The sequence below is a fragment of the Megamonas hypermegale genome (assembly GCF_900187035.1).
Lineage (GTDB): Bacteria > Bacillota > Negativicutes > Selenomonadales > Selenomonadaceae > Megamonas > Megamonas hypermegale.
Genome location: NZ_LT906446.1, coordinates 2071348 through 2095006 on the forward strand (window position 1 = coordinate 2071348; position 23659 = coordinate 2095006).

Here is a 23659-nt window from a genome sequence, read left to right on the forward strand (position 1 = left end):
AAATAAACAGAAGAAAGTGGTGAAATTTATGCAGAAAAATAAAATTGGTTTTATTGGAATTGGTGTTATGGGAAAATCAATGGCAGATAATCTTTTAAAAGCAGGTTATGATGTCATGATTTATACGCGAACTAAACAAAAAGCTGAAAGTTTATTAGCTAAAGGTGCTAAATGGTTTGATAGCGCAATGGATTTAGCTAAAAATGTAGATGTAATCATCTCTATGGTAGGCTATCCTCAAGATGTAGCAGAAATCTATTTAGGTGAAAATGGCGTAATCAAGAATTTAAAACCTAATAGCACGATTATAGATATGACGACATCTAGTCCTAAATTAGCACAAGAAATATATACAGAAGCTAAAAAATATGAAATAAAAGCATTAGACGCACCTGTATCTGGCGGTGATGTAGGTGCTAAAAATGCTACACTTGCCATCATGGTTGGTGGCGATAAAGAAGTTTATGAAGAAGTTTTGCCGATTTTTGAAGCTATGGGAAAAACCATTTGCTATTTTGGTAAAGTAGGTTCTGGTCAATATGCGAAGATGAGCAATCAAATAGCTATTGCTTCTAATATGATGGGTGTTTGTGAAGCCATTGCTTATGCAAAAAAATGTGGCTTAAATCCAGAGGATTTATTAAATGTCATTTCTACTGGTGCAGCTGGTTCGTGGTCACTCAGTAATTTAGCACCGAGAATGTTAAAAGGTGATTTTGTACCGGGCTTTTTTATTAAACATTTCATTAAAGATATGAAGATAGCCATAGAGTCAGCGGAAGAAATGAATTTAGATTTACCGGGATTGAAATTAGCAAAATCTTTATATGAAAAATTAGCTGAAAATGGTTATGAAAATGATGGAACACAAGCTTTGTTGAAATACTATGATGTATGATAAAGCAAAATCCATTTTAAAAAAGTTTTATGGTTATGAAGATTTCCGCTCCGGTCAAGCAAAAGTTATAAAAAGTTTGTTAAGTGGCAAAGATACAGTTGCTATAATGCCTACGGGTGCAGGAAAATCCATTTGTTTTCAAATACCAGCGTTGCTTTTTTCGGGTATTACATTGGTTATATCACCGCTTATTTCATTGATGAAAGACCAAGTTGATAGTTTAAAAGAGTTGGGAATTTCGGCTGTGTACATCAATAGTTCTATTGATAAAACTGAATTTGCGCATAGTTTGCAGGGAATTGCAGCTGGATATTATAAGATAATTTATATAGCACCGGAAAGGCTTACGCCAGAGTATTTGCCAGCGATATTTAAAAATTTACCAATAAGCATGATTGCCGTTGATGAAGCTCATTGCTTATCACAATGCGGACATGATTTTCGCCCTAGTTATAAAAATATATTGACCTTTGTTCAGTCTTTGGTTGAAAAACCTTTAATTGGGGCATTTACGGCGACTGCCACGCCAGAAGTAAAAGAGGATATTATAAAATTACTAGGTCTTAATAATCCGAATGTATTTGTAACAGGCTTTGATAGGCCTAATTTATATTTTTCTGTACTGCGTGGAGAGAATAAAGATAAATTTGTTGTAGATTATGTACAAAAGCATTTAAATGAAGCGGGCATTATTTACGCGGGAACGCGAAAAGATGTAGATGCCCTGCAAGCTTTATTAGAAATAAAAGGCATAAAAGCAGGTCGCTATCATGCAGGTATGAGCGATGAAGCACGAAATAAAATGCAAGAAGATTTTTTATATGATGATATTTCAGTAATGGTGGCAACAAATGCTTTTGGCATGGGCATAGATAAACCTAATGTTCGTTATGTCATTCATTATAATATGCCTAAAAATATGGAAGCGTATTATCAAGAAGCGGGTAGAGCTGGTCGAGATGGTTTGCCGGGAAGTTGCATATTATTATACAGTCCGCAAGATACACAACTTCAAAAATTTTTAATAGGTAAATCAACTGAAAGTCAAATTCGGCAACAATTAGAATATAAAAGATTGCAATCCATGGTGGATTATTGCCATACACCGCAGTGTTTAAGAGCGTTTATCCTGCATTATTTTGGTGAAATAGATGTAGATGAAACGTGTGATAATTGTAGCAATTGTAAAATAGAAGGTGAATTTGTCGATATCACCATTGAAGCACAGAAAATTTTATCATGTGTATATCGTGTACATGAACGTTTTGGCGTAAAGATAGTAGCAGAAATTTTAAAAGGTTCAAAAAGTATGCACATGAAACAATTTAATTTTGAACGATTATCGACGTATGGCTTGATGAGAGATTTGACTATAAAGCAAATAAGTGATTTAATTTTGCGCTTAACGGCTATGCAGTATTTGAATATTACAGAGAGCAAATATCCTGTTTTAAAATTAAATGCACTATCTTGGCAAGTGTTGCGTGGTCAAAAAAAGGTTTGGCAAAAAGTTGTAACAATTAATAAAGCTGAGGCTAAAGGTGATTTATTTGAAAAATTGCGCTTAGTGCGCCGAGAATTAGCGATAAAAGCTAAATTGCCACCGTATATGATTTTCTCAGATGCTACACTTATAGAAATGGCACAAAAAATGCCTGTGACGTTAGAAGATATGAGTCATATTAGGGGAATTGGTGAATTTAAACTCAATAAATACGGCAGTGAGTTTTTAAATGTGATAAAAAAATTCGTGTCTTAGACATGATTTTAAATATATATATTAAGATTTTGAGGGGGACTTGTAATGATTAATCCAATTTTAAAACTGCAAAATGGCAGTGATGTCAGAGGGGTGGCTGTTGAAGGCGTAGTTGATGAACCAGTCACATTGACACCAGAATATGCTAACCGTATTGTACAAGCTTTTGTCGTATGGCTCAGCAAAAAAAGCGGTAAAAAAGCAAGTGAATTAAAAATTGCAGTTGGTCACGATTCACGTATTTCTGCGCCAATGTTAAAACAGCAAGCTTTAATGGCAATTGTAGCTCAAGGTGCTATTGCTATTGATTGTTCTATGGCTACAACTCCAGCTATGTTTATGTCTTTAGTATATCCGGAAACAAAATATGATGGTTCTATGATGATTACTGCAAGCCATCTTCCATTTAATCGCAATGGTATTAAATTCTTTGAACCAGAAAATGGCGGTATGGAAAAGAAAGACCTCACTGATATGCTAAATATTGCTTGTGAATTGACGGAACAGACAGCAGATATCAGCAATGTAGAAAAATTTGATTTAGTTTCTTTATACGCTGAAAATCTCTGTACTAAAATTCGTGAAGGCATAAATAGCAAAGACAATTATGATAAACCACTTACTGGCAATCATATCGTAGTAGATGCTGGTAATGGTGCTGGCGGATTTTTTGCACAAAAGGTTTTGGCACAATTAGGTGCAGATACAACAGGTAGCTTATATTTAGACCCAGATGGACATTTTCCAAATCACATTCCAAATCCAGAAAATAAAGAAGCTATGGATGCTATTCGTGGAGCAGTACTCAATAATAAAGCTGATTTAGGTTTGATTTTTGATACTGATGTAGACAGAATGTCTGCTGTATTCAGTGATGGTCAAGAAGTAAATCGCGATGCACTCATCGCTATGATGGCTGCTATCTTAGTGAAAGATTATCCAAATTCTACTATTGTTACAGACTCCGTAACTTCAGATAAATTAACTGCATTTTTAGAAGGTGAATTACATTTAAAACATCATCGTTTCCAACGTGGTTATAAAAATGTAATCAATGAATGCAAACGCTTAAATGAAGAAGGCATAGTATCTCCACTTGCCATTGAAACAAGCGGTCATGGTGCACTTAAAGAAAATTATTATCTTGATGATGGCGCATATATGGCTGTTAAACTCTTGATTGCTGCAGCACAGACAAAAGCAGAAGGCAAGACTTTAAATAGCTTGATTGAAAAACTTGAACCACAATTTGAAACAGCAGAATACCGCTTAAAATTAAAAGGTGAAGATTTCAAAGCGTATGGTGCAAAAGTTTTAGAAGTATTTACTGCCCGCGCTAAAGAAAAAGGCTATCATATTGTGACACCAAATTATGAAGGTGTGCGTCTTAGCTTTAAAGGTGAAGCAAATGGCTGGGCATTACTTCGTCAATCTTTGCATGACCCTAATATGCCTCTTAATGTAGAAGGCAATGGTGAAGGCGATTGTGCAAAAATCACAGCTATGATGAAAGAAATTTTAGGTGGATTTGACCAATTAGATATTTCTGTATTGGATAAATAAGCAAATGAAAATAAGCCATTAGTAAAAACTAATGGCTTATTTTCTATAAAGTAATTGTACATCAAATTACTTTAAGGTATAATTTAAACAAATAATAAAGTACTAAATCCATAGAGGTGAATTATATGTCAAATGCAGAGGAAAGATATATAGAATATGATGCAAACGGTTTTACTCTCCGAGAAGCAATTGTTGAAGCTAAACGGTGTTTAAACTGTAAAAAACCTACATGTCGCATGGGTTGTCCTATTAGCAATAACATTCCAGAATTCATTCATGCGTTATCACAAGGTGATTTGGGTAAGGCATCAACTATAATTGCAGAGCGAAGCAATCTTCCAGCAGTTTGTGGCCGTGTTTGTCCGCATGAACGTCAATGCGAAGGTTCTTGTATTCTTAGCCGAAAAGGTAAAGGTATTAGAATTGGTAAATTAGAGCGTTTTATTGCCGACATGGATGGTGAATTAGAATTAGTAGCACCGAAAAAAGAAAGTTCACAACCAGGAAAGATTGCTGTAATTGGTTCTGGTCCTGCTGGGCTTACAGTTGCAGGTGATTTGGCAAAAATGGGCTTTAAGGTTACGGTGTTTGATTCTAATCCTGAAGCTGGTGGTGTATTGATGTATGGTATACCTGAATTTCGTTTGCCAAAACAAGTTGTACGTCGTGAAGTGCGAAAAATAAAAAAATTGGGAGTAGAGTTTCGTCTTAATGTGATGGCTGGTGTGGATATAACAGTTGATGATATGTTTGCAGAAGGTTTTGATGCTATTTTTATCGGTACAGGAAATGCATTATCAAAATCTTTATCCATTAAGGGAATAAATTTACCAGGCGTTGTACAAGCAACATATTTTTTACAGATGGTAGAACTTGCTAGTTGTGAAGCAATAGACAAAAAAGAAATTCCGATTAAAGCAGGTGAAGATGTACTTGTTATTGGCGGGGGCAATACAGCTATGGATGCAGCAAGAACAGCTATGCGACAAGGCGCTAAAAGTGTAACTATTTTAAATCGTCGTCGTGAAGAAGATATGGCTGCATTAAAATCTGAAATAGAAGCGGCAAAAAATGAAGGCATCATGGTAAAAGTACTTTTAGGCCCAATGGAAATTACAGGAGAAGATAAAGTAACGGGTCTTACATGTTGTGTACGTGAGTATAAAGATGAATTGAGTAAAGTTGTTGATACAGAAAAACAGCTACATATGCCAGCTGATAAAATTATCATAGCAATAGGTCAGAAACCAGCTAGTAGAATAGTTGATTCAACTACAGGTATTGAAGTAGATAAATCAGGTTATGTTATCACACGAGAAAAACCATATGGAATGACAATGCGTCATGGCGTATTTTCAGGTGGTGATGTAGTTAATGGACCTGCAACAGTTGTTGTGGCAATGAAAGATGCTCAAAAAGTAGCGCGTGGTATAGCTCAATATGTAGAAGCTAAAAAATTAATGGAAGAATGTGGCATGAAAATGACGGATTAATTAAATTATAGAGTTTTAAATAAGAACAATAGTATGTATATAATAAATTTATAAATACTATTGTTCTTTTATTATGCAAAATAAAAGAAACGTGATAAAATAATATCCGATTTTTAGTTGAAAATGAAAATAGAGAGGTGTATTTATCATGGAAAGTTTAGTAAAAATTTTGCAAGAGCAAAAAGGGTTTTCTGAATCAGAGTCAATGATTGCAACGTATTTATTAGCTAATTTTCGTAAATTGGCTGGAATGTCTACACGAGAATTAGCAAAAAATGCATATACAAATTCAGCAGCTATTGTGCGTTTTAGTCAAAAACTTGGATTTACTGGTTATACAGAATTTAAAGTTAAGTTTTTAGCAGAAATGATGCAACATATAAATCGACCATCAAATAATGAACTTTTAGTTTCAACGCATGACAGTATTCATTCTTTAATTGAAAAAGTGACAGCAATAGAAATTGACACGCTCAAACATACAAGAGCACTGTTAGACCCAGAAGCATTTTTGAGAGCGTTACCTCTTTTTTCTAAATCGGAGCATATTGATTTTTATGCAATGGATAATAATTTGGATATAGCTAGGATAGCAGCATCTGGTTTTATCATGGCAAATAAATGTTCAAGTGTACATTCATCTATGACTATGCAGTATTTACAAGCAACAGGTGGCAAAAAGCATTTAGGTTTTTTTATAAGTAGAACAGGTAATAATAGAATGCTTGTAGATATTGCGCGTTTATTAAAAATGAAAAAGAGTCCAATCATATTAATTACAGCTAATAAGAATTCTGAATTAGCAGCAATGGCCGATGTGACTTTTACAGTTGCCAGTGTAGAAAATATGGAAGAATTAGGGCCACGTGTATTTTTATTAGGTGTCAAATATGTTACAGATATTCTTTTTGCGATGCTTATGACAAGACTTGACTATAATGAAACTCGCCAAAAAGAACAATGGTTAAGTAAAAATTTTCGTTATTGATAAATGTAAGACTATATACATTTATATTTTATAAGTTAGATTGTGTTTATTTAAATTTTAATTTAAATGATATTATTTTCAGATTATTTGTAGCATTGATACAAAACAGAACTTTTTGTGAACCGGTTGATGTAGCAATGTTTCATAATCCCTTTTATCTATTGAAACGGTATTATGTAGGTGCTATATTAAAAATGACCTTAAGGAAAGCTCCTTGAAAGCGTGCACAATTTCAAGAAAAATAAATAAAAAAGGAGAATTCCAAATGAATAAGCAAAAACTTTTTGACCGTTTCATTGAGATTATGGGCAACTTTGCTCAGATACGTGCTGTAGCGGCTTTGCGTGATGGCTTTATCATGACTACGCCGTTTACGATATGCGGTTCAATTTTCTTGTTGATTGCCAATCTGCCGATACCGGGCTACGGTGATTTTATGGCTTCTATATTTGGCAGTGATTGGACAGCAGCTTTAAATGCTGTTGCCGGAGGAACTTTTAACGTACTGGCATTGATTGTCGTGCTTGCCATCACATACAAATTTGTAGCTAATGAAGGCTGCGATGCTATTATGGCTGCCATTTTAGCATTATCCACGTTTTTAATTTTAATGCCACCGACATTGACGACTGCAAATGGAGAAATTGTCGGAGATATTATTCCGAAAACATGGGCAGGAGCAAACGGAGTTATTACTGCAATTATCGTAGCATTTTTCGTATCGCATGTTTTTTGTTATTGTGAAAAAAATCATATCGGCATAAAAATGCCAGGAGCAGTGCCTCAAGGCGTAGCAAGAGCTTTTACCGCACTTGTACCGGGTATGATTTTCTTCACTGCGGCTGCTGTTTGTTACGGCATCTGCTATTATGTCGGAGCAACTACAGTTCCAGAACTCATCTTTAAAGTTATCCAGACTCCGCTTCAGGGTCTTTCAGATACACTTGCCGGCGGCAGTATTATTGTCGGATTGCAGGGAATTCTGTTCTGGGCCGGTATTCACGGACCGAATGTTGTCGGTGGTGTAGTAGGACCGCTTTTGATTGCCAACTCACTTGATAATCAGCATCTTATTGATATGGGCATGAGCCTTATAAACAATCCTCAGGCTAAGATTATCACCTGCCAAATCAACGATGTATTCGTAAAAAGCGGCGGTTGCGGTTTAACATTAGGACTTTTATTGGCAGGTATCTTTACGGTAAAATCGCAGCAGTTGAAATCCTTATTGCGAATGGCTTTTGTACCAGGTCTTTTTAATATAAATGAACCACTTATTTTTGGTTTACCAATTGTATTTAATCCATATTTATTAGTACCATTTGTATTAGTACCGTTGATTGCAATGTTTGTTACGTATTTTTCGATTGTTTTAGGTTTTATGGCGCCGTTCAGCGCGGTACAGGTACCGTGGACGACACCGCCTATTATTGCCGGTTTTCTGCTTAACGGCTGGCAGGGAGCTGTAGTTCAAATCATAAATCTTGCAATAGCGACAGTAATATATTTTCCGTTCCTCAGAGCACAGGACAAAGCGTTCTTAAAAGAAGAACAGGAACAGATGGAAATGGAAAATGAAGGCAATGATGAGAAAAAATAAAAAAACTTCAGCTTGAAGCAATTAACTATCGGATAAATGCCAATAAAAATAGTTTATCTATAGATAAAGGAGAAATTATGCTGAACTTATTAAACAAGAAAAAAACAATGGCGCTCCTAATGGGGCTTGCCGTCGGCATGACGAGTACGGCTTTTGCGGCAGAAAATCAGACAGTACAGGCAAATGAACAGGTGAAAGAAGTTTCTGATACAGCTGCTTCTGATGGAAATGAAAAAACAAAAGATACAGCAGACGATAAAAAAGATACTTCCGCAGTGGACAGTTTCAGTGATGTGCCGCAAGGTCATTGGGCTTATGAAGCACTTGATTATTTAGCTCAACATGGTGTTATTGAAGGTTATAATGATGGAACTTTTCAGGGCAACCGTACTATGACACGCTATGAAATGGCAAGTATTGTAGCAAATGCTATGAAATCAGATAAAGGCGATATTGGTGATAAAGCTGTACTGAAACAGTTAGAAGCCGAATTTCATGCAGACATTCAGAATATGCAGAAACAGATTGACGCTAATAAAGCAGATATTGAAAAATTAAAAGAAGATGCTGAACGGGTAAAAATATATGGTTTCGGCCGAGTTAGCTGGGATAATGATAATATAAAAGGATATGCGGATCAAAATGATAATAATCGTTTCTATCTTGATTTAAAAGGTTCATTTAAGGTTAATGATAATTGGAATTTTAATTTTGAAAGTGAAACTAATCAACGTTATGCTAGATATGTTACCTCTAATGGTGATGTAAAGTATCATGAAGGTCATGATGATTCTGACGGTGTAATTCAGCGTGTTTGGGCAGAAGGAAATATTGATAAATTACATGTTGATGTAGGTCGTAGATGGCGTGGATTAGGTTTTCAAAATGTTTTATTAGGAAATGAAACAGATGGTATAGTTTTGGATTATCCATTAGATAATAATGGTTTGAAAGCATTAGCTTTTTACCAAAAACCAACAGATGCAGGATATGATTTTGCTATGTATGGATTAGGTATTCAAGGACCAGTTTCTAAAAATCTTCAAATTAATTTAGCTTACGCTATGCTTGATATAGATAAAAATGAATCTCCAGGTTATGACCCATATAATGGAAATGCACCACTTGTAAATACATTTGGTTCACATGGTTTAGTTTTAAGTGCGATGTGGAATCCTTTAAGAAATATCACACTTATTGGAGATTATGTACGCACTAATGCGGAAACGCAGCATGTAACTGAATATGTCGGCGACCGCGTAAACAATTTTGATATTGACGAAAATACAAGTAAATCAATCCGTTTGAATTACCGTTGGACAAATCTCAACGACCCAGGTTCTTTCCAGCTTTATACGCGCTGGTTTGATTATGGTCGTCATGGAAATATCATGGGCGATGAAGAATGGGGCTTATTAAAACCAGGTTCTAACGGTTGGGTATTTGGTTTTAAATATGTTCCAGCTAAAAATATAGAATGGGAAACAATGTATGAAATTGCCGATATGTATGACGGTACTTACGGAAAACAGAATGAACAGTATAAACGTCATTTACTTCGTACCCAAGTGGATTTCCACTTCTAAAAATAAATAACAAAATTAAAGGAGTTAATTTATCATGAAAAAAATTGTTTTATTATGTGCATCCGGTATGTCTACAAGTATGTTAGTAAAAAAAATGCAGGAAGCAGCAAAAGCTGAAAATTATGATTGTGAAATAGCTGCCTATTCAGCAGCAGAAGCAGTGGAAAAAGCTTCAGATGCTGATGTAGTATTACTTGGTCCACAAATTCGTTTTTCTAAAGGTAAAATTGCTTCTGAATTACCAGGTGTTCCAGTAGATGCTATTGATATGCGTATGTATGGCCGCATGGATGGTAAAGGCGCATTGGCTTTTGCAAAAAAATTGATGAAGGACTGAGATTGATATGGAAGGATTAGAATTAACAGCATTTCAAATTATTTCTGCAGTTGGAACAGCGCGTAGTTGTTATATTGAAGCAATTCAAGAAGCTAAAAAAGGTAACTTTAAACAAGCAGAAGATTTAATTGCAGAAGGAGAAAAAACTTTTATTGAAGGTCATGATGCACATAATGAACTGCTACAAAAAGAAGCTTCTGGAGAAGGCAGTGCTGTAAATCTCTTAATTTTACATGCAGAAGACCAATTAATGAGTGCAGAAGGATTTAAAATTATTGCACAGGAATTCATCGACGTTTACCGTCGAATGAAGACAGACACGGAGGATTAATATGAGTTTTCCAAAAGGATTTTTATGGGGCGGCGCAGTTGCCGCCCATCAATTAGAAGGCGGCTGGCAAGAAGGCGGTAAAGGATTAAGTGTTGCCGATGTAATGACGCTTGGCGGACCGGGCAAACCGCGTGAAATAACGGACGGTGTTTTTCCTGGAAAAATTTATCCCAATCATGAAGCTATAGATTTTTATCATCATTATGAAGAAGACATTGCGCTTCTTGCTGAAATGGGATTTAAGTGCTTCCGTACAAGTATTGCATGGACACGCATTTTCCCTAATGGTGATGAGACAGAACCAAATGAAGCAGGTTTGAAATTTTATGATGATTTATTTGATACCTTAAATCGCTATGGAATGGAACCAATTGTCACATTATCCCATTTTGAAATGCCATATCATTTGGTAAAAGAATATGGTGGATGGCGTAATCGTAAATTAGTTGATTTCTTCGTACGTTTTGCTGTAACTGTATTCCGCCGTTATAAAGATAAAGTAAAATACTGGATGACTTTTAATGAAATCAACAATCAGCGCGATGTTAATACGGCATTTACTGCTTTTACCAATTCCGGCGTATTGTACAAAGAAGGCGAAAACAGATATGAAGTCTTATATCAGGTTGCCCATCATGAATTTGTAGCTTCGGCACTGGCTGTAATTGAAGGTCATAAAATAAATCCAGATTTTCAAATTGGTTGTATGATAGCAATGTCGCCTGTATATCCTGAAACATGTAAACCTATGGACCAAATGGCAGCATTGAAAGAAATGGACAGAACGTTTGTTTTTTCGGATGTACAGTGCAGAGGCCATTATCCGACATATATTTTAAAGGAATGGGAAAATAAAGGCTATAATATCAAAATTGAAAACGGCGATTTGGATATTCTGGCACGCGGTAAAGTGGATTATTTTGCTTTATCGTATTATATGAGTTTTGTCAGTGCTTATGACCCGGACGGCAAAGACCATATAGGAAAAGAAGTAAAAAATCCGTATGTTAAAGCTTCGGACTGGGGCTGGCAGATAGACCCTGTCGGATTACGCTATTCGCTGAATGTGCTTTCTGAACGGTATGAACTGCCGCTCATGATTGTGGAAAACGGTATCGGACTGCATGAAACACCGGATGAAAACGGTGTAGTACAGGACGATGAACGTATTAAGTATTTTGCCGAACACATAGCTGAAATGAAAAAAGCTGTTGATGAAGATGGTGTAGCACTTATGGGCTACTGTCCGTGGGGCCCGATAGACCTCGTATCTGCAAGTACGGGCGAAATGGAAAAACGATATGGTTTTATCTATGTAGATAAAGATAATCAAGGAAATGGAACATTAAAACGTGTACCGAAAAAATCATTCTATTGGTATCAAAAGGTTATAAAAACAAATGGTGAAGACCTTAGTATTTAAAAAAAGAAAGGAGAAAATATTATGAATTTAAAGAAAAAAGCTCTTGCAACAGCAATATTTATGGCTTTAAGTGCCACACCAGTTGTATTACCTGTAAATTATATGACTTCTTCTGTTGTTTGTGCTGCACCAGCAAGTGAAATAAAAGCAGAAGATGCATTTCAGGTAGATTTTAAAAATGGTATGCCGAAAGGTTTTGAAGCTTCCGACGGCTGGACGAACGGCAATATGTTTAATGTAAATTGGCATAAAGAAAATGTTACTTTTAATAATGGTAATTTACAATTAGTTATTGACCATGAAAAAAATTCAGGTAAAATCCCTTATTCTGGTGGTGAATTCCGCAGTCAGGGCTTTTACGGATACGGACGCTATGAAGTCAGCATGAAACCGATTAAAAACGACGGTGTAGTATCTTCGTTCTTTACGTATACCGGTCCGTCCGACAATAATCCGTGGGATGAAATCGATATAGAATTTTTGGGCAAAGATACGACAAAAGTACAGTTTAATTATTTTCGTGACGGAAAAGGCGGCCATGAATATTTATATGATTTAGGCTATGATGCTTCACAGAGCTTCCATACGTACGGTTTTGAATGGCATAAAGATAAAATCATCTGGTTCGTCGATGGTAAAGAAGTATACCGCTTAGAAGGAACGACAATTCCTGTAACGAAAGCCAAACTCATGATGAACGCATGGTGCGGTACAGGTGTTGATGAATGGCTTAACGCATTTGATGACAAAAATTTACCTGTACAGGCTGAATATCAATGGATAAAATACACACCATTTACTGAATAAGGGGTGCATGGATATTGTTTAGTAAAAAAAAACTACTCCAATTTGCTTTAGCAGGTATAGTTTTAGTAAATACTAATATGCTGTTTTCCGTATCGGAGGCGGCCGATGATGGTATTCATGTGGACCAGGTCGGATATCTTACAAATCACGATAAAGTAGCTATGGTAGCGGATGCAAAAGACAAGACTTTTGAAATTATTGATACCAAGACAAATAAAGTGGTATTTACAGGAAAATTATCCGCACCAAAATATGATGCTATGTCGGAAGAAACTTTAAGCAAAGCGGATTTTACAAATTTAAAAACACCGGGAACATATATATTAAAAGTGGGTAATCGTGAATCGTATGATTTTGAAATAGGTGATAATGTATATGCCGTTCCTACTGTACAAAGCTGGCGTTCATACACTTTATCGCGCAGCAATACACCGATTGATGATACAAATGTCTCCGGCTTAAAATTAAACGGCGGTCATCCGCAGGATAAGGAAGCGCAAGTTTATTTTACGGATAAATTAAATAAAAAAGGCGATGTGGTGGATGTCAGCGGTGGCTGGTATGATGCTGGCGATTACGGCAAATACATTACAACAGCCGGTTTGAGCAGTGCTGAGCTTATGCTGGCATATGAAGCAAATCCAGACCATTTTACCAAAGGACAGCTTGTATTCCCGAAGGGAGTAAACAGTGAAGCCAATCTGCCGGATGTATTATCCGAGGTAAAATTTGAAATTGACTGGATGCGTAAAATGCAGCGACAAGATGGCAGTACTTTTCATAAAGTAGCAGGATTAACTTGGCCTAGTTTTGAAATTTCACCAGATACTGATACACAACAACGCTATATTTTTAGTACTGCAACATACAGTTCTGCTATATATGGTGCAAGTTTAGCTATAGGTGCGCGTGTTTATGAACCATTTGATAAAACGTATGCACAAGATTTGAAAAAAGATGCTGAACGTGTATGGGAATATTTACAGAAAAATCCTAACCCTATTTATCGTGTTGATGAAGGACAGGAAAATGGTTCTGGTCCATATAATAAAAATACGGATATTGAAGAACGTCTTTGGTTATCTGCAGAAATGTTTTTGACAACAGGTGACAAAAAATATGAAAATTATTTACAACAAGAAAAAGAACGTTTAACAGATAAACCTAGTTTCTTTACATGGGATAATACTTTAGCTCTAGCTCAATTTGCGTATGCTAAAGCTCCAAATGCTGATAAGAAATTACAAACAGAAGTTAGCAATGCTTTTATCAGTTATGCAGAAGATATTTTAAAGAAAATTAATTCTGATGGATTTGAATGTGCTTTAGCAGAAAATGAGTATACATGGGCATCAACAAAAAATGCTTTGACTCAGGCAGATATATTATTAATGGCTTATCAACTCCAACCTAAACAAGAATATCTCGATGGAGCTTTATCACAAATTCATTATTTATTCGGTCGTAATTCATTAAATAAAAGTTTTATGACTGGTGTAGGTGATAATCCACCAGAACATCCACATAATCGTATACATGAAAGTACAGGAGCATATGTTTCAGGATTAGTTGTAGGCGGACCAAATCATGTTATTGGTGGAGACCCAGACCAAACAAAATATTTGGAAAGCGGACATATTCCAGTAGCTAAATCTTATATCGATGTATTGACTTCATGGTCTACAAATGAATATGCTATCGATTATACTGCTGCAGCAGTATATGCTTTATCTTGGTTTACAGAACCAGAAATAATAGATAAAGCTCAATTAAAATTAAATAGAGATTTCCCCTCAATAACTCTGAAAAAATGACAATCCCTTACCTAAATAATAAGAGAGTGAAATGAGAGAAATAAATAAAGGTTGTGGCTAAAAAACCACAACCTTTATTTTATAATTTTGCATATAAAGCAATAGCTTTTCCGAGAATACGAATATTATTACAGTTATCTATAGTGAAATTTAATGGTGCATATTTAGGATTTTCAGCACGTAATTGAAGTGTGTTTTCAAATTTATACACGCGTTTTAATGTAGCACTATCATCTATTAATACAGCAGCGATTTCACCATTTTCAACTACTGGCTGTTTTTTTATATAAACAATATCTCCGTCATAAATGCGAGCACCAATCATACTATCACCACTTATGCGCAAACAAAAATCAGCATTAGTATAATCATCGCAAGGCATATATCCTTCAATATTTTCTTTAGCTAAAATTGGAATACCTGCGGCAATTTTTCCAAGTAGTGGAATGTGTTTTAATGTACGATTTTTTTCTAAAAAAGTATCCGGTGATATATGCAATGCTTGTGCAATTTTTAAGATATTTTTATATTTAGGTTGATAATTACCAGATAAATATTCGCTAATAGAAGATTTATTAATACCTGTTAGTTTAGCTAAATCATTTTGTTTTAAATTTTGTTCTTTTAAAATATATCTAAGTGTAGTAGCAAAAGAAGACATATAATCACCGCCTTTGATATATTATTCAGCTTTTAGTGGTCTCATGAATAAATTTAAAAGTTCTTGTTTTGGGTCTTTATGGTCAATGATTATTTTATTAATAGTAGTGCAAATTGGTAATTCTATTTTATATTCATTAGCCATTTTTAAGAGAGCCTCTGTAGTGGAAACGCCTTCAGCTAATTTATTAAATGGTTTATTTTGGACAAAGTCTTCACCAAAACGGCGATTATTACTATATGGAGAGAATAAAGTCGCCTCATAATCTCCTAAATGGCTTAAACCATAAATAGTCATGCCGTTGCCACCTAAAGCTTTAATTAAATTAGAGAGTTCATGTGTACCTCTAGCCATTAAAGCGCCTTTTAAGCTAGTATAATGCATACCATCTAGCATACCAGCAGCAATACCGATTACATTTTTAGCAGCAGCACCGATTTCAGTACCAATTAAATCTTTACTGTAATAAAAGCGAATTAAATCGCTACTGAAAATCTGAATAATTTTTTTACTTATTTCGTTATTATTAGCAGAAATGACCATGCAATTAGGAATTCCTTGTAAAAAGTCTTGAACGTGACCAGGACCTACCCAAACTCCGACGTTATATGAACCGTGTAATTCTTCTGTTAAAACTTCTGATAAACGTTTTCCAGTAGAAACTTCAATACCTTTCATGCATAATATAAAAGTTTTATTTTGATATAAATTTGTTTCATTTATTTGTTTGGCTAAATTTCTAAGTTGTTGAGAACTGATAGAAATAATGATGATATCAGCAAAATTTAAAGCTGTATTTAAATTATAAGTAAAATTAATATCTTGTGGTAATGTTAGATATTCATTTTTATGTGTTGTAATTAAATTTTTTAAATTAGTGGAGTTTTCCCTACCCCAAACAGTTACTTTATGGCCGATATGATGGGCATACCAGGCGTGAAAACTCGCCCAGCGTCCACAGCCAAGTATAGATACGTTCATAAATAAGCCTCCGATAGATTAATTTGTTATAATTATAGCATAAAGAGTATATAAGATGATATAATCTGTGTTTGTTATGGTTTGTAATATATGCTAAAATATAGAAAAATATAGAAAATTTTTATGGGGAGATGGAAAAATGGATTTTAAATTCTTGCATAGTAATATATATGTTTTAGATTTAGAAAAATCAATAGAATTTTATAATAAAGCTTTAGGTTTACAAGAAACTAAAAAATGGCATTTAGATACACCTGATTTTACGCTTGCTTATATGGGTTATGGAGAAAATTCACATCAATTAGAATTAACTTGCTTAAAAGGCAGAACGGAACCTTATAATTTAGGTGATGAAACTTTCCATATTGCTTTTGAAGTAGATGATTATGAAAAAGCACATGAACTTCATAAACAGATGAATTGTATTTGTTATGAAAACGAAGAAATGGGAATTTATTTTATTAAAGACCCAGATGGAAATTGGCTAGAAATTATACCAAAAGGTAGATTTTAATTTATATATAAGGAGTAAATATAGATGGAAAATAGCAAATTTCAACAAATGATTGATGATTTTACACTTGATAGCGATGCTATAAAGGAAATTGCGGCATCATTTCGTTACGATATTGATGCAGGTGTAAGAGAAACAGGAGAATCTTCCTTACGCATGTTAAAATCATACATTGGACTTCCAACAGGTAATGAAAAAGGCGAATATTTAGCTTTAGATTTTGGTGGAACTAATTTGCGTGTAGTGCTCATTCGCCTTGAAGGTAATGGTAAATTTGAAGTTATTAAAAAAGTAGCTAAACCACTTGTAAAACCTGGTGAATATGATTTTATTTGCGCAGATGCTAATGCAGATGAATTATTTGATTTCATTGCTGATATGGTAGAAAAAGCAGTTGATGGCGACCATGATAAAAAATATCTTTTAGGCCATACATTCTCTTTCCCATCTGCCCAGACAAATATTTATAATGCTCGTCTTATTATTTGGACAAAAGAATTTGCTACAAAAGGCGTTGAAGGCGAAGTTGTAAATGACCTTTTAAAAGCAGCATTAGCACGTAAAAACTTATCAAATGTTGAGCCAACAGCTGTTATCAATGATACAGTAGCTGTTTTATTAGCAGCAGCATATAAATTGGGCAATGTAAATGTAGGTTCTATTTATGCGACAGGACATAACACTTGCTATTATGAAACATATACAAGTGCAGGTTTAGGTAAACCAGCTATGGTTATCAATATGGAATCTGGCGGATTTAATAAATTAGCTATCAATAAATACGATTATAAATTAGATTTAGAATCCGAAAAACCATATGAACAACGCTTAGAAAAAATGGTATCTGGTCGCTATATGGGTGAATTATTTGCTTATTGCTTAGATGAAGCTTGGGGCATTGGCAAAGTATCTTTTACAAGCATTGATATTTCCCGAATTTTAGCTGATAATAGTGATACTTTAAATGATGTATGTGCACTTTTAAAAGAAAAGACTAATTTGGATATCGAAACAGAAGATGCTGTTTGGGTAAAAGCTTTAGCTGAAACAATAGCTAGTCGTTCTGCACGTATTGTTGTAGCAACATATTGCGGTATTATGTGGCATTTATATCCAAATGGTGGCATTCCAAAACAGTATATAGCTGTAGATGGTTCTGTATTTGAAAAAATGCCTACAATCAAAGAAAACATGCAAAAAGCTATTTATGAAATTATGGAAGACGATGCTGATAAATTAGAACTTGTTTTAGAAAACGGTGGTTCAGCACTCGGTGCAGCACTTGCTGCCGCTATGGAACCAGTTGAAGGTTAATTAGTGAGGCGTTTTTTATGAAGCAGTCATTATCGTTGAACTTAAAGCAAAAATTATTAATGACACCGAAACTTCAACAATCAATAAACATTTTGCAACTGTCTTCATATGAACTTAGTGAACTTATTGAAAAAGAATATATGGAAAATCCAGCGTTAGAAATGGACTCAAGCTCATCTGATGAGCTTGAGCCCGTTTATAATTTTGACAAAGCTGTAGAACTTATGAATTATTTAAATAAAGATGATGAAAAACCAGAACCTCTAGCAGCTGATGATGATTATAAAATCAAAGAATTATGTCAAAATTATCAATCGCTAGAGGAAATTTTATTAGAACAGTTAGATTTTTCTTTTAATAATGCTAAAGAAATAAAAATAGCGAAATATATTATAGGATTGTTGGACCAAAATGGTTATTTAAGAGTTGATTTACAAGAAATAGCCAGTTTAGTAAATGCAGATATTATTTCGATAGAAGCTGTACTAAATAAAATACAAACATTTGAGCCAATTGGTGTAGCAGCTAGAAATTTACAGGAATGTTTAAAAATTCAAGCTGAAAAGGCTGATATTTATACGGGATTGGTAAAGGTAATTATTGATAAACATTTAGAGCAAGTAGCAGAAGGAAAAATAAAAGAAATTGCTATTTCAGAGGGAAAAGAACCAGTTGAAGTGCAAAAAGCTGTAGATATTATTCGCTGTTTCAATCCAAAACCGGGTGCTTCATATGGTAAATCAAATCCTGAATACATTAGACCGGATGTTGTAGTTAAAGATATTAATGGAAAGTTAGAAGTTATTGTTAATGATTCAGGTTTGCCGAGACTTCATATTAATAAACTATGTAAACGAGGTAATTTATTAGATGTTGCTAGCCGTAAATACATTGAACAGCATGTAAATTCTGCTATATGGCTTATTAGAAGTATAGAACAAAGACACCAAACTTTATTAAATGTAGTTAATGAAATAGTAAGGCAACAAGAAGCGGTTTTTCGAAAAGGTATTGCATATATGAAGCCACTGTCTATGAAAACAGTAGCAGAAAATATTGGTGTACATGAGTCTACAGTGAGTCGTTGCGTTGCTAATAAATATATGGAAATGCCGTATGGTATAATTGCATTAAAAAAGTTTTTTGTTGCTAATATAAATAAAAATGACAGTGATGATGCGATGATAGCTGATAAAGTAAAAGCTGTTATTCGTGATTTTATTGAAAAAGAAAACAAGCAAAAACCGCTTAGTGACCAGCAATTAGCTAATTTATTGCAGGAAAAAAATATGAAAATATCTCGACGTACTGTAATGAAATATCGTGAACAAATGGGATATCCGTCTTCGACAAAGAGAAAAAGATATTAATAAATCAGAGCAGGTGGAATAGTTCTATCTGCTTTGTTATTTAAATAGGAGTAGAATTTTGAATAAGAAATTATTATTTAAAGCAGTAGGTATTGCAAGTGTTTGTGTATGTGGATTTACTATGAATGTAAATGCAGAAAGTGTACCGACAAGACAGTTGATGGGAAATGTGCAAAATGAACCATCAGCAGTGATGCCTAGTAAAACCATCGATGTAAAAATAGGAAATCAACCGCAAATTAATCAAATTGGCGATAAACAGATAAAAAAAGAAGAAATAGTAAGTACTCCAGTTGCAAAAACTGATTTAAAATCAGTCATATTGAATTGGCAAGAAATACCAAATGCAGTCATGTATGAATTAATTGTAAAAGATGCTGCAACAGGTGAAAAAGTTTTTAGTAAATACAATATATATGCAGCTGGCTATCAATTAGATGATGGAGAAGTAGATTTACAAAAAAATTTAATCTGGCAAGTGCGCGGTTTAAATATAGATAAAGTACCAGTAACAGATTACAGTAAGCCTCAACCTGTTAGACAAGGTATTGATTTTTCAGCTGATTGGCAGGCAGTGGATAATAATAAATACGATAATAGTGGTTTTTCTAAAACAGATAATAATGTGTATTTAGTAGATAAAAATGTCAGTGTAAGTCCTTTAAAGCTTACTACTCATTTTGATGAAATGGCATATATGCCAGTATATCCAGTATATTCATGGGTGCCAGTGAAAAATACAGACCATTATGATATTGATGTTTTTTATGTAAAAGATGATAATCACAATGATGTAGAAAAAGTCGCTTCATATAAAAGTCCACAAAATATGGATTTTTATGATGACAAAGCTTATGTAAATAAAGGTTTATATTTTTATAATATTAGAGCATATGATAAAGATAATAAAAAAATCGCTGAATCAGTAAATAGTTATTTTAGTGTACAGACTGATAATATAAAAGTAGCAGCACTGGGCGATAGTATCACTCATGGTGGTGGTGCAGTTAGTACGCCACCGAGTGCAACATTGTACAATTGGGAAACGTATGCAGGTGTGCCTGTTGTCAATATTGGTTTTAGTGGCAATTTAACTTCAGATATGCTCAAACGATTTGACCGCGATGTTTTAGCATTTAAACCGAAACTTTTAGTAATCATGGGTGGCGTAAATGATATTAGAACAGGTATAAAAGCAGATACCGTAATTTCTAATTTAAATGCAATAAAAGGAAAATGCCAGAAAAATGGTATCATACCTGTTTTTCTCACAGTAACACCAGTTAATCCGCCAAAAATGAAATCTGTAGCTAAACTTGATATAAGTTCAGGTTGGGAAAATGAACGAGAAAAAGTCAATAAATGGATAAAATCTCAAGATTATTATGTTGATGTAGCCGAAGAAATGACTGATGACCGTGGATTTTTAGCGGATAATCTCACTACAGATGGATTGCACCCTGATTATGAAGGTAAAAAACATATTGGCGAAGCTGTTGGCGATTATTTGAGATTGAATTTTGAGTATATGTTATATTGATTGGAGAAATAAATGAATACAGTAGAGCAAGTAACGAAAGCGATAAAAGCTGTAGATGATTTATGTGGTCATTGCCCTGTATGCAGTGCAGAATGTCCGATAGCTATAGCAAGACGTGCATTAGAAGGATATAAATACGATTTACAGACTTATTATCAAAGTGAACAGGAGATTTAAATGAAAAATTTATGTTGGCTGGCAACTGGTGGTACGATAGCTTCTCGTCCTAGTGAAAATGGATTAGTGCCAGGATTTACAGCGCAAGAAATGCTTGATTTATTGCCACAATTAAAGACTTATGGCAATATTGATTGTTACGATATCATGCAGTTAGATAGCACAAATTTGCAACCAAAAGATTGGCAGTATATGGCTCATTTTATTGAAAAATTTTATGATAAATACGATGGATTTGTCATTACGCATGGTACAGATACGTTGAATTGGACAAGCTGTGCTCTTTCATGTATGCTGGAAAATTTAGCAAAACCCGTTGTGGTGATTGGTGCACAGCTTACAATAGAAGAAGAAAACACAGATGCTAAAGAAAATTTAAATGCAAGTTTTGCGGTTGCTTCATCTGGCTTAGCTGGTGTTTATGCAGTCTGTGGCGGTCAAGTAATCTCGGGCTTATGGGCGAAAAAATTATACAGTGAAGATATGCGCTCTATACAGAGTGTTAATACATTGCCTATAGCTACATTTAAAGGAAATGATATAAATTGGATACAGACTGAATGCGTAGCTGTAAACGGCGAATTTAAAGTTCATTATGAATTAGAAGAAAAAGTCGTTCAGATAAAAATTATGCCAGGTTTAGATTGTGAAATTTTATTTGCTTTAACTAAAATGGGCTATAAGGGCATTGTCTTAGAAGCGTATGGAGCAGGTGGCATACCTTTTTCCGAAGATAAAGCTAAAGATATAAGTGGTGCAATAAAACAATTGACTGAGCAAGGTGTAGTTATTGTTTGTACGACGCAATGTGTTTATGATGGTGTTCATATGAACCGCTATGAAGTTGGAATTAAAGCGATTAAAGCAGGTGTCATTCCAGCTGGAAAATTAACATCAGAAGCTGCAACTGTAAAATTAATGGTAGCTTTGGGACAAAAAATGACACGAGAACAGATAAAAGAATTATTTTAAAATGAAAAAGGAGAAATCATAAAGATTTCTCCTTTTTTTTGTACATTTTATTTTCAATATAGCGAAGACGTATAAACAATAAGAATGCAGAAGCAAAAATACCTAAGACCATGCTTTGCCAATAAGCGAAAGCTCCTTGATGTCCGTAATAATCGAGTAATATACCAACTGGCATACAAATTCCCCAATAAGCCATCATGCTGATATAAAAAGCAGCTTTTACATCTTTATAACCGCGTAAAATACCTTGAATTGGACAAGCAATAGCATCGAATAATTGCCAAGCTACAGTATAGAATAAAAAATGAGGTATATATTCTAAAAGAATTGGTTCAGTAGCGTACATGCGAGCTACTAAATCTCGATTGAATAATACGAGAGCTATTACGATTAAAGCAGTAGCAAAGGCAACACAAAGACCGAGACGAGCATAATTTTTAGCTTCACGATAGCGTTTAGCGCCTACTTCAATGCCGATTATGATTGTTAAAGCTAAAGAATAACTCAGTGGCAACATGTATAAGACGCTAGAAAAACTCATAGCAGCTTGATGTGCTGCGATATAATTTGTGCCGAATTTACTGATAAAGATTATGATAAAGCCAAATAAACTGGCTTCCATGAAAATACCTAAACCGTTAGGAATGCCGATAGATAGATATTCTTTTAAAGATGCAAAAGAAAATTTAAATCTAAATAGATGAAGATTAGTAAATTGCTCATTTCTTATGATGATGTATATAAAGATAGAAAGTAATACATAATAAGTGATGGCAGTTGCAATACCAGCACCGATACCACCGAGTTTTGGCATTCCAAATGAGCCGAAAATGAAGCAGTAATTTAAAAAGGCATTTATAGGCAATGCTGCTAAATATATTTTCATAGATACGGCTGTGCCGGCAACAGTATCAGTTAAAGAACGCAGTGGAAACGTTAAAAGACCGCCACTTAATCCTAAGATTAGTGCTAAGATATAATAACGAGCTACATATGATACAGTAGGTTCTAAATTTAAAAATATTAATAGTTCATCAATGAAAAAATAATAACTTAGTAAGAGAATTATTTCTATAATACAAGCTAAAACCAATCCAGAACGAATGACTAAATCGATATTTTCTTTTTGGTTTTTGCCGATTAATTGAGCGATAATTGGTGTCGCAGCCATTAATATACCTGTAGCACTTGCGATAATTGGCATCATTAAACTGCCACCGATAGAAGTTCCTGCAAGTTGTTCTGCACCTGCATGACCAGACATCGTTGCATCAAAAAAGTTCATACCAATGATGGATAATTGGGTAGCTAAAACTGGTAACATGACAGTAATCAGTCGACGAAAGCGATACCATGTACGTTTAGTTAACATAGATATACTCCTTTTTATTTAATATCACAAATATTATAAAGGATGGTGTTAAACGATAGTCAATAAGTTTTTATATAATAAAAAAGGCAAGAAAAATTCTTGCCTTTAAGGTTTTAAATGTTAGATTTCATTCGTTTTATATTGTAGTTTTTAGCATAA

At 34.3% G+C, this 23659-nt stretch carries 21 protein-coding genes; 18 read left to right on the top strand and 3 right to left on the bottom strand.

Annotation, left to right across the window (positions count from 1 at the left end):
• Positions 1–16 precede the first annotated feature (16 nt).
• The 12 genes from CKV65_RS09990 to CKV65_RS10045 all read left to right on the top strand — a co-directional run bounded on the left by CKV65_RS09990 (position 17) and on the right by CKV65_RS10045 (position 14599).
• Positions 17–898, top strand: a complete 882-nt coding sequence (locus CKV65_RS09990; protein WP_071601707.1) for an NAD(P)-dependent oxidoreductase — start codon at positions 17–19, stop codon at positions 896–898.
• A complete protein-coding gene (gene recQ, locus CKV65_RS09995) occupies positions 891–2657 on the top strand; it encodes a DNA helicase RecQ (protein ID WP_036254590.1) in 1767 nt (588 codons plus the stop codon). The genes CKV65_RS09990 and recQ overlap by 8 nt, the downstream gene beginning before the upstream one ends.
• A 45-nt stretch (positions 2658–2702) precedes the next feature.
• Positions 2703–4220, top strand: a complete 1518-nt coding sequence (locus CKV65_RS10000; protein ID WP_197695381.1) for a phosphohexomutase domain-containing protein — start codon at positions 2703–2705, stop codon at positions 4218–4220.
• A 125-nt stretch (positions 4221–4345) separates the two neighbouring features.
• The gene (locus CKV65_RS10005; protein ID WP_036254592.1) at positions 4346–5713 is read left to right on the top strand and encodes an NAD(P)-dependent oxidoreductase; all 1368 of its coding nucleotides are present in this window, start codon (positions 4346–4348) and stop codon (positions 5711–5713) included.
• Positions 5714–5861: 148 nt separating this feature from the next.
• On the top strand, positions 5862–6701 hold the full coding sequence (locus CKV65_RS10010) for a MurR/RpiR family transcriptional regulator (RefSeq protein ID WP_027889976.1): 840 nt from the start codon (positions 5862–5864) through the stop codon (positions 6699–6701).
• Between the two features lie 265 nt (positions 6702–6966).
• Complete coding sequence (locus CKV65_RS10015; protein WP_027889977.1) at positions 6967–8301, top strand: PTS sugar transporter subunit IIC; 1335 nt, start codon at positions 6967–6969, stop codon at positions 8299–8301.
• A gap of 77 nt (positions 8302–8378) precedes the next feature.
• A complete protein-coding gene (locus CKV65_RS10020; protein WP_051177597.1) occupies positions 8379–9887 on the top strand; it encodes an S-layer homology domain-containing protein in 1509 nt (502 codons plus the stop codon).
• A 34-nt stretch (positions 9888–9921) separates the two neighbouring features.
• Positions 9922–10224: a PTS sugar transporter subunit IIB gene (locus tag CKV65_RS10025; RefSeq protein ID WP_027889979.1), complete on the top strand. Its 303-nt coding sequence runs from the start codon at positions 9922–9924 to the stop codon at positions 10222–10224.
• 7 nt (positions 10225–10231) lie between these two features.
• The gene (locus CKV65_RS10030) at positions 10232–10555 is read left to right on the top strand and encodes a PTS lactose/cellobiose transporter subunit IIA (protein WP_027889980.1); all 324 of its coding nucleotides are present in this window, start codon (positions 10232–10234) and stop codon (positions 10553–10555) included.
• Position 10556: 1 nt separating this feature from the next.
• Entirely contained in the window at positions 10557–11978 is a 1422-nt protein-coding gene (locus CKV65_RS10035; protein WP_027889981.1) for a 6-phospho-beta-glucosidase, read from the top strand.
• A gap of 21 nt (positions 11979–11999) precedes the next feature.
• Positions 12000–12785, top strand: a complete 786-nt coding sequence (bglS, locus tag CKV65_RS10040; RefSeq protein WP_027889982.1) for a beta-glucanase — start codon at positions 12000–12002, stop codon at positions 12783–12785.
• Positions 12786–12799: 14 nt separating this feature from the next.
• Positions 12800–14599 (top strand): glycoside hydrolase family 9 protein, encoded by a 1800-nt coding sequence (locus CKV65_RS10045; RefSeq protein WP_027889983.1) that lies wholly within the window; start codon positions 12800–12802, stop codon positions 14597–14599.
• 79 nt (positions 14600–14678) lie between these two features.
• Here CKV65_RS10045 and CKV65_RS10050 read toward each other — a convergent pair whose 3' ends face one another.
• Positions 14679–15260: a LexA family protein gene (locus CKV65_RS10050; RefSeq protein ID WP_027889984.1), complete on the bottom strand. Its 582-nt coding sequence runs from the start codon at positions 15258–15260 to the stop codon at positions 14679–14681.
• A gap of 21 nt (positions 15261–15281) precedes the next feature.
• A complete protein-coding gene (locus CKV65_RS10055) occupies positions 15282–16241 on the bottom strand; it encodes an NAD(P)H-dependent glycerol-3-phosphate dehydrogenase (protein WP_027889985.1) in 960 nt (319 codons plus the stop codon).
• Positions 16242–16380: 139 nt separating this feature from the next.
• Here CKV65_RS10055 and CKV65_RS10060 point away from each other — a divergent pair, with 139 nt between their 5' ends.
• Genes CKV65_RS10060 through CKV65_RS10080 form a run of 6 tightly spaced genes read left to right on the top strand, consistent with a single transcriptional unit; the run spans position 16381 to position 22128 of the window.
• Positions 16381–16755 carry a VOC family protein gene (locus tag CKV65_RS10060; RefSeq protein ID WP_027889986.1) on the top strand — a complete coding sequence of 125 codons (375 nt, stop codon included), beginning with the start codon at positions 16381–16383 and terminating at the stop codon, positions 16753–16755.
• A 24-nt stretch (positions 16756–16779) separates the two neighbouring features.
• Positions 16780–18069 carry a hexokinase family protein gene (locus tag CKV65_RS10065; protein ID WP_027889987.1) on the top strand — a complete coding sequence of 430 codons (1290 nt, stop codon included), beginning with the start codon at positions 16780–16782 and terminating at the stop codon, positions 18067–18069.
• Between the two features lie 17 nt (positions 18070–18086).
• Positions 18087–19439: an RNA polymerase factor sigma-54 gene (rpoN, locus tag CKV65_RS10070; protein WP_027889988.1), complete on the top strand. Its 1353-nt coding sequence runs from the start codon at positions 18087–18089 to the stop codon at positions 19437–19439.
• Between the two features lie 58 nt (positions 19440–19497).
• Complete coding sequence (locus tag CKV65_RS10075) at positions 19498–20979, top strand: SGNH/GDSL hydrolase family protein (protein ID WP_231922677.1); 1482 nt, start codon at positions 19498–19500, stop codon at positions 20977–20979.
• 12 nt (positions 20980–20991) lie between these two features.
• Entirely contained in the window at positions 20992–21156 is a 165-nt protein-coding gene (locus tag CKV65_RS10835) for a hypothetical protein (RefSeq protein ID WP_027889990.1), read from the top strand.
• A complete protein-coding gene (locus tag CKV65_RS10080; RefSeq protein ID WP_027889991.1) occupies positions 21157–22128 on the top strand; it encodes an asparaginase in 972 nt (323 codons plus the stop codon). It abuts the gene before it with no gap.
• Between the two features lie 16 nt (positions 22129–22144).
• Here the strand turns inward: CKV65_RS10080 and CKV65_RS10085 are convergent, their stop codons facing one another.
• A complete protein-coding gene (locus tag CKV65_RS10085) occupies positions 22145–23500 on the bottom strand; it encodes an MATE family efflux transporter (protein WP_027889992.1) in 1356 nt (451 codons plus the stop codon).
• Positions 23501–23659 lie beyond the last annotated feature (159 nt).

Bases quoted from the DNA above. Each gene is read 5' to 3' on its own strand.
- recQ (WP_036254590.1), top strand. From the start codon at position 891: ATGTATGATAAAGCAAAATCCATTTTAAAAAAGTTTTATGGTTATGAA.
- CKV65_RS10000 (WP_197695381.1), top strand. From the start codon at position 2,703: ATGATTAATCCAATTTTAAAACTGCAAAATGGCAGTGATGTCAGAGGG.
- CKV65_RS10005 (WP_036254592.1), top strand. From the start codon at position 4,346: ATGTCAAATGCAGAGGAAAGATATATAGAATATGATGCAAACGGTTTT.
- CKV65_RS10010 (WP_027889976.1), top strand. From the start codon at position 5,862: ATGGAAAGTTTAGTAAAAATTTTGCAAGAGCAAAAAGGGTTTTCTGAA.
- CKV65_RS10015 (WP_027889977.1), top strand. From the start codon at position 6,967: ATGAATAAGCAAAAACTTTTTGACCGTTTCATTGAGATTATGGGCAAC.
- CKV65_RS10020 (WP_051177597.1), top strand. From the start codon at position 8,379: ATGCTGAACTTATTAAACAAGAAAAAAACAATGGCGCTCCTAATGGGG.
- CKV65_RS10025 (WP_027889979.1), top strand. From the start codon at position 9,922: ATGAAAAAAATTGTTTTATTATGTGCATCCGGTATGTCTACAAGTATG.
- CKV65_RS10030 (WP_027889980.1), top strand. From the start codon at position 10,232: ATGGAAGGATTAGAATTAACAGCATTTCAAATTATTTCTGCAGTTGGA.
- CKV65_RS10035 (WP_027889981.1), top strand. From the start codon at position 10,557: ATGAGTTTTCCAAAAGGATTTTTATGGGGCGGCGCAGTTGCCGCCCAT.
- bglS (WP_027889982.1), top strand. From the start codon at position 12,000: ATGAATTTAAAGAAAAAAGCTCTTGCAACAGCAATATTTATGGCTTTA.
- CKV65_RS10050 (WP_027889984.1), bottom strand. From the start codon at position 15,260: ATGTCTTCTTTTGCTACTACACTTAGATATATTTTAAAAGAACAAAAT.
- CKV65_RS10055 (WP_027889985.1), bottom strand. From the start codon at position 16,241: ATGAACGTATCTATACTTGGCTGTGGACGCTGGGCGAGTTTTCACGCC.
- CKV65_RS10060 (WP_027889986.1), top strand. From the start codon at position 16,381: ATGGATTTTAAATTCTTGCATAGTAATATATATGTTTTAGATTTAGAA.
- CKV65_RS10065 (WP_027889987.1), top strand. From the start codon at position 16,780: ATGGAAAATAGCAAATTTCAACAAATGATTGATGATTTTACACTTGAT.
- rpoN (WP_027889988.1), top strand. From the start codon at position 18,087: ATGAAGCAGTCATTATCGTTGAACTTAAAGCAAAAATTATTAATGACA.
- CKV65_RS10835 (WP_027889990.1), top strand. From the start codon at position 20,992: ATGAATACAGTAGAGCAAGTAACGAAAGCGATAAAAGCTGTAGATGAT.
- CKV65_RS10080 (WP_027889991.1), top strand. From the start codon at position 21,157: ATGAAAAATTTATGTTGGCTGGCAACTGGTGGTACGATAGCTTCTCGT.
- CKV65_RS10085 (WP_027889992.1), bottom strand. From the start codon at position 23,500: ATGTTAACTAAACGTACATGGTATCGCTTTCGTCGACTGATTACTGTC.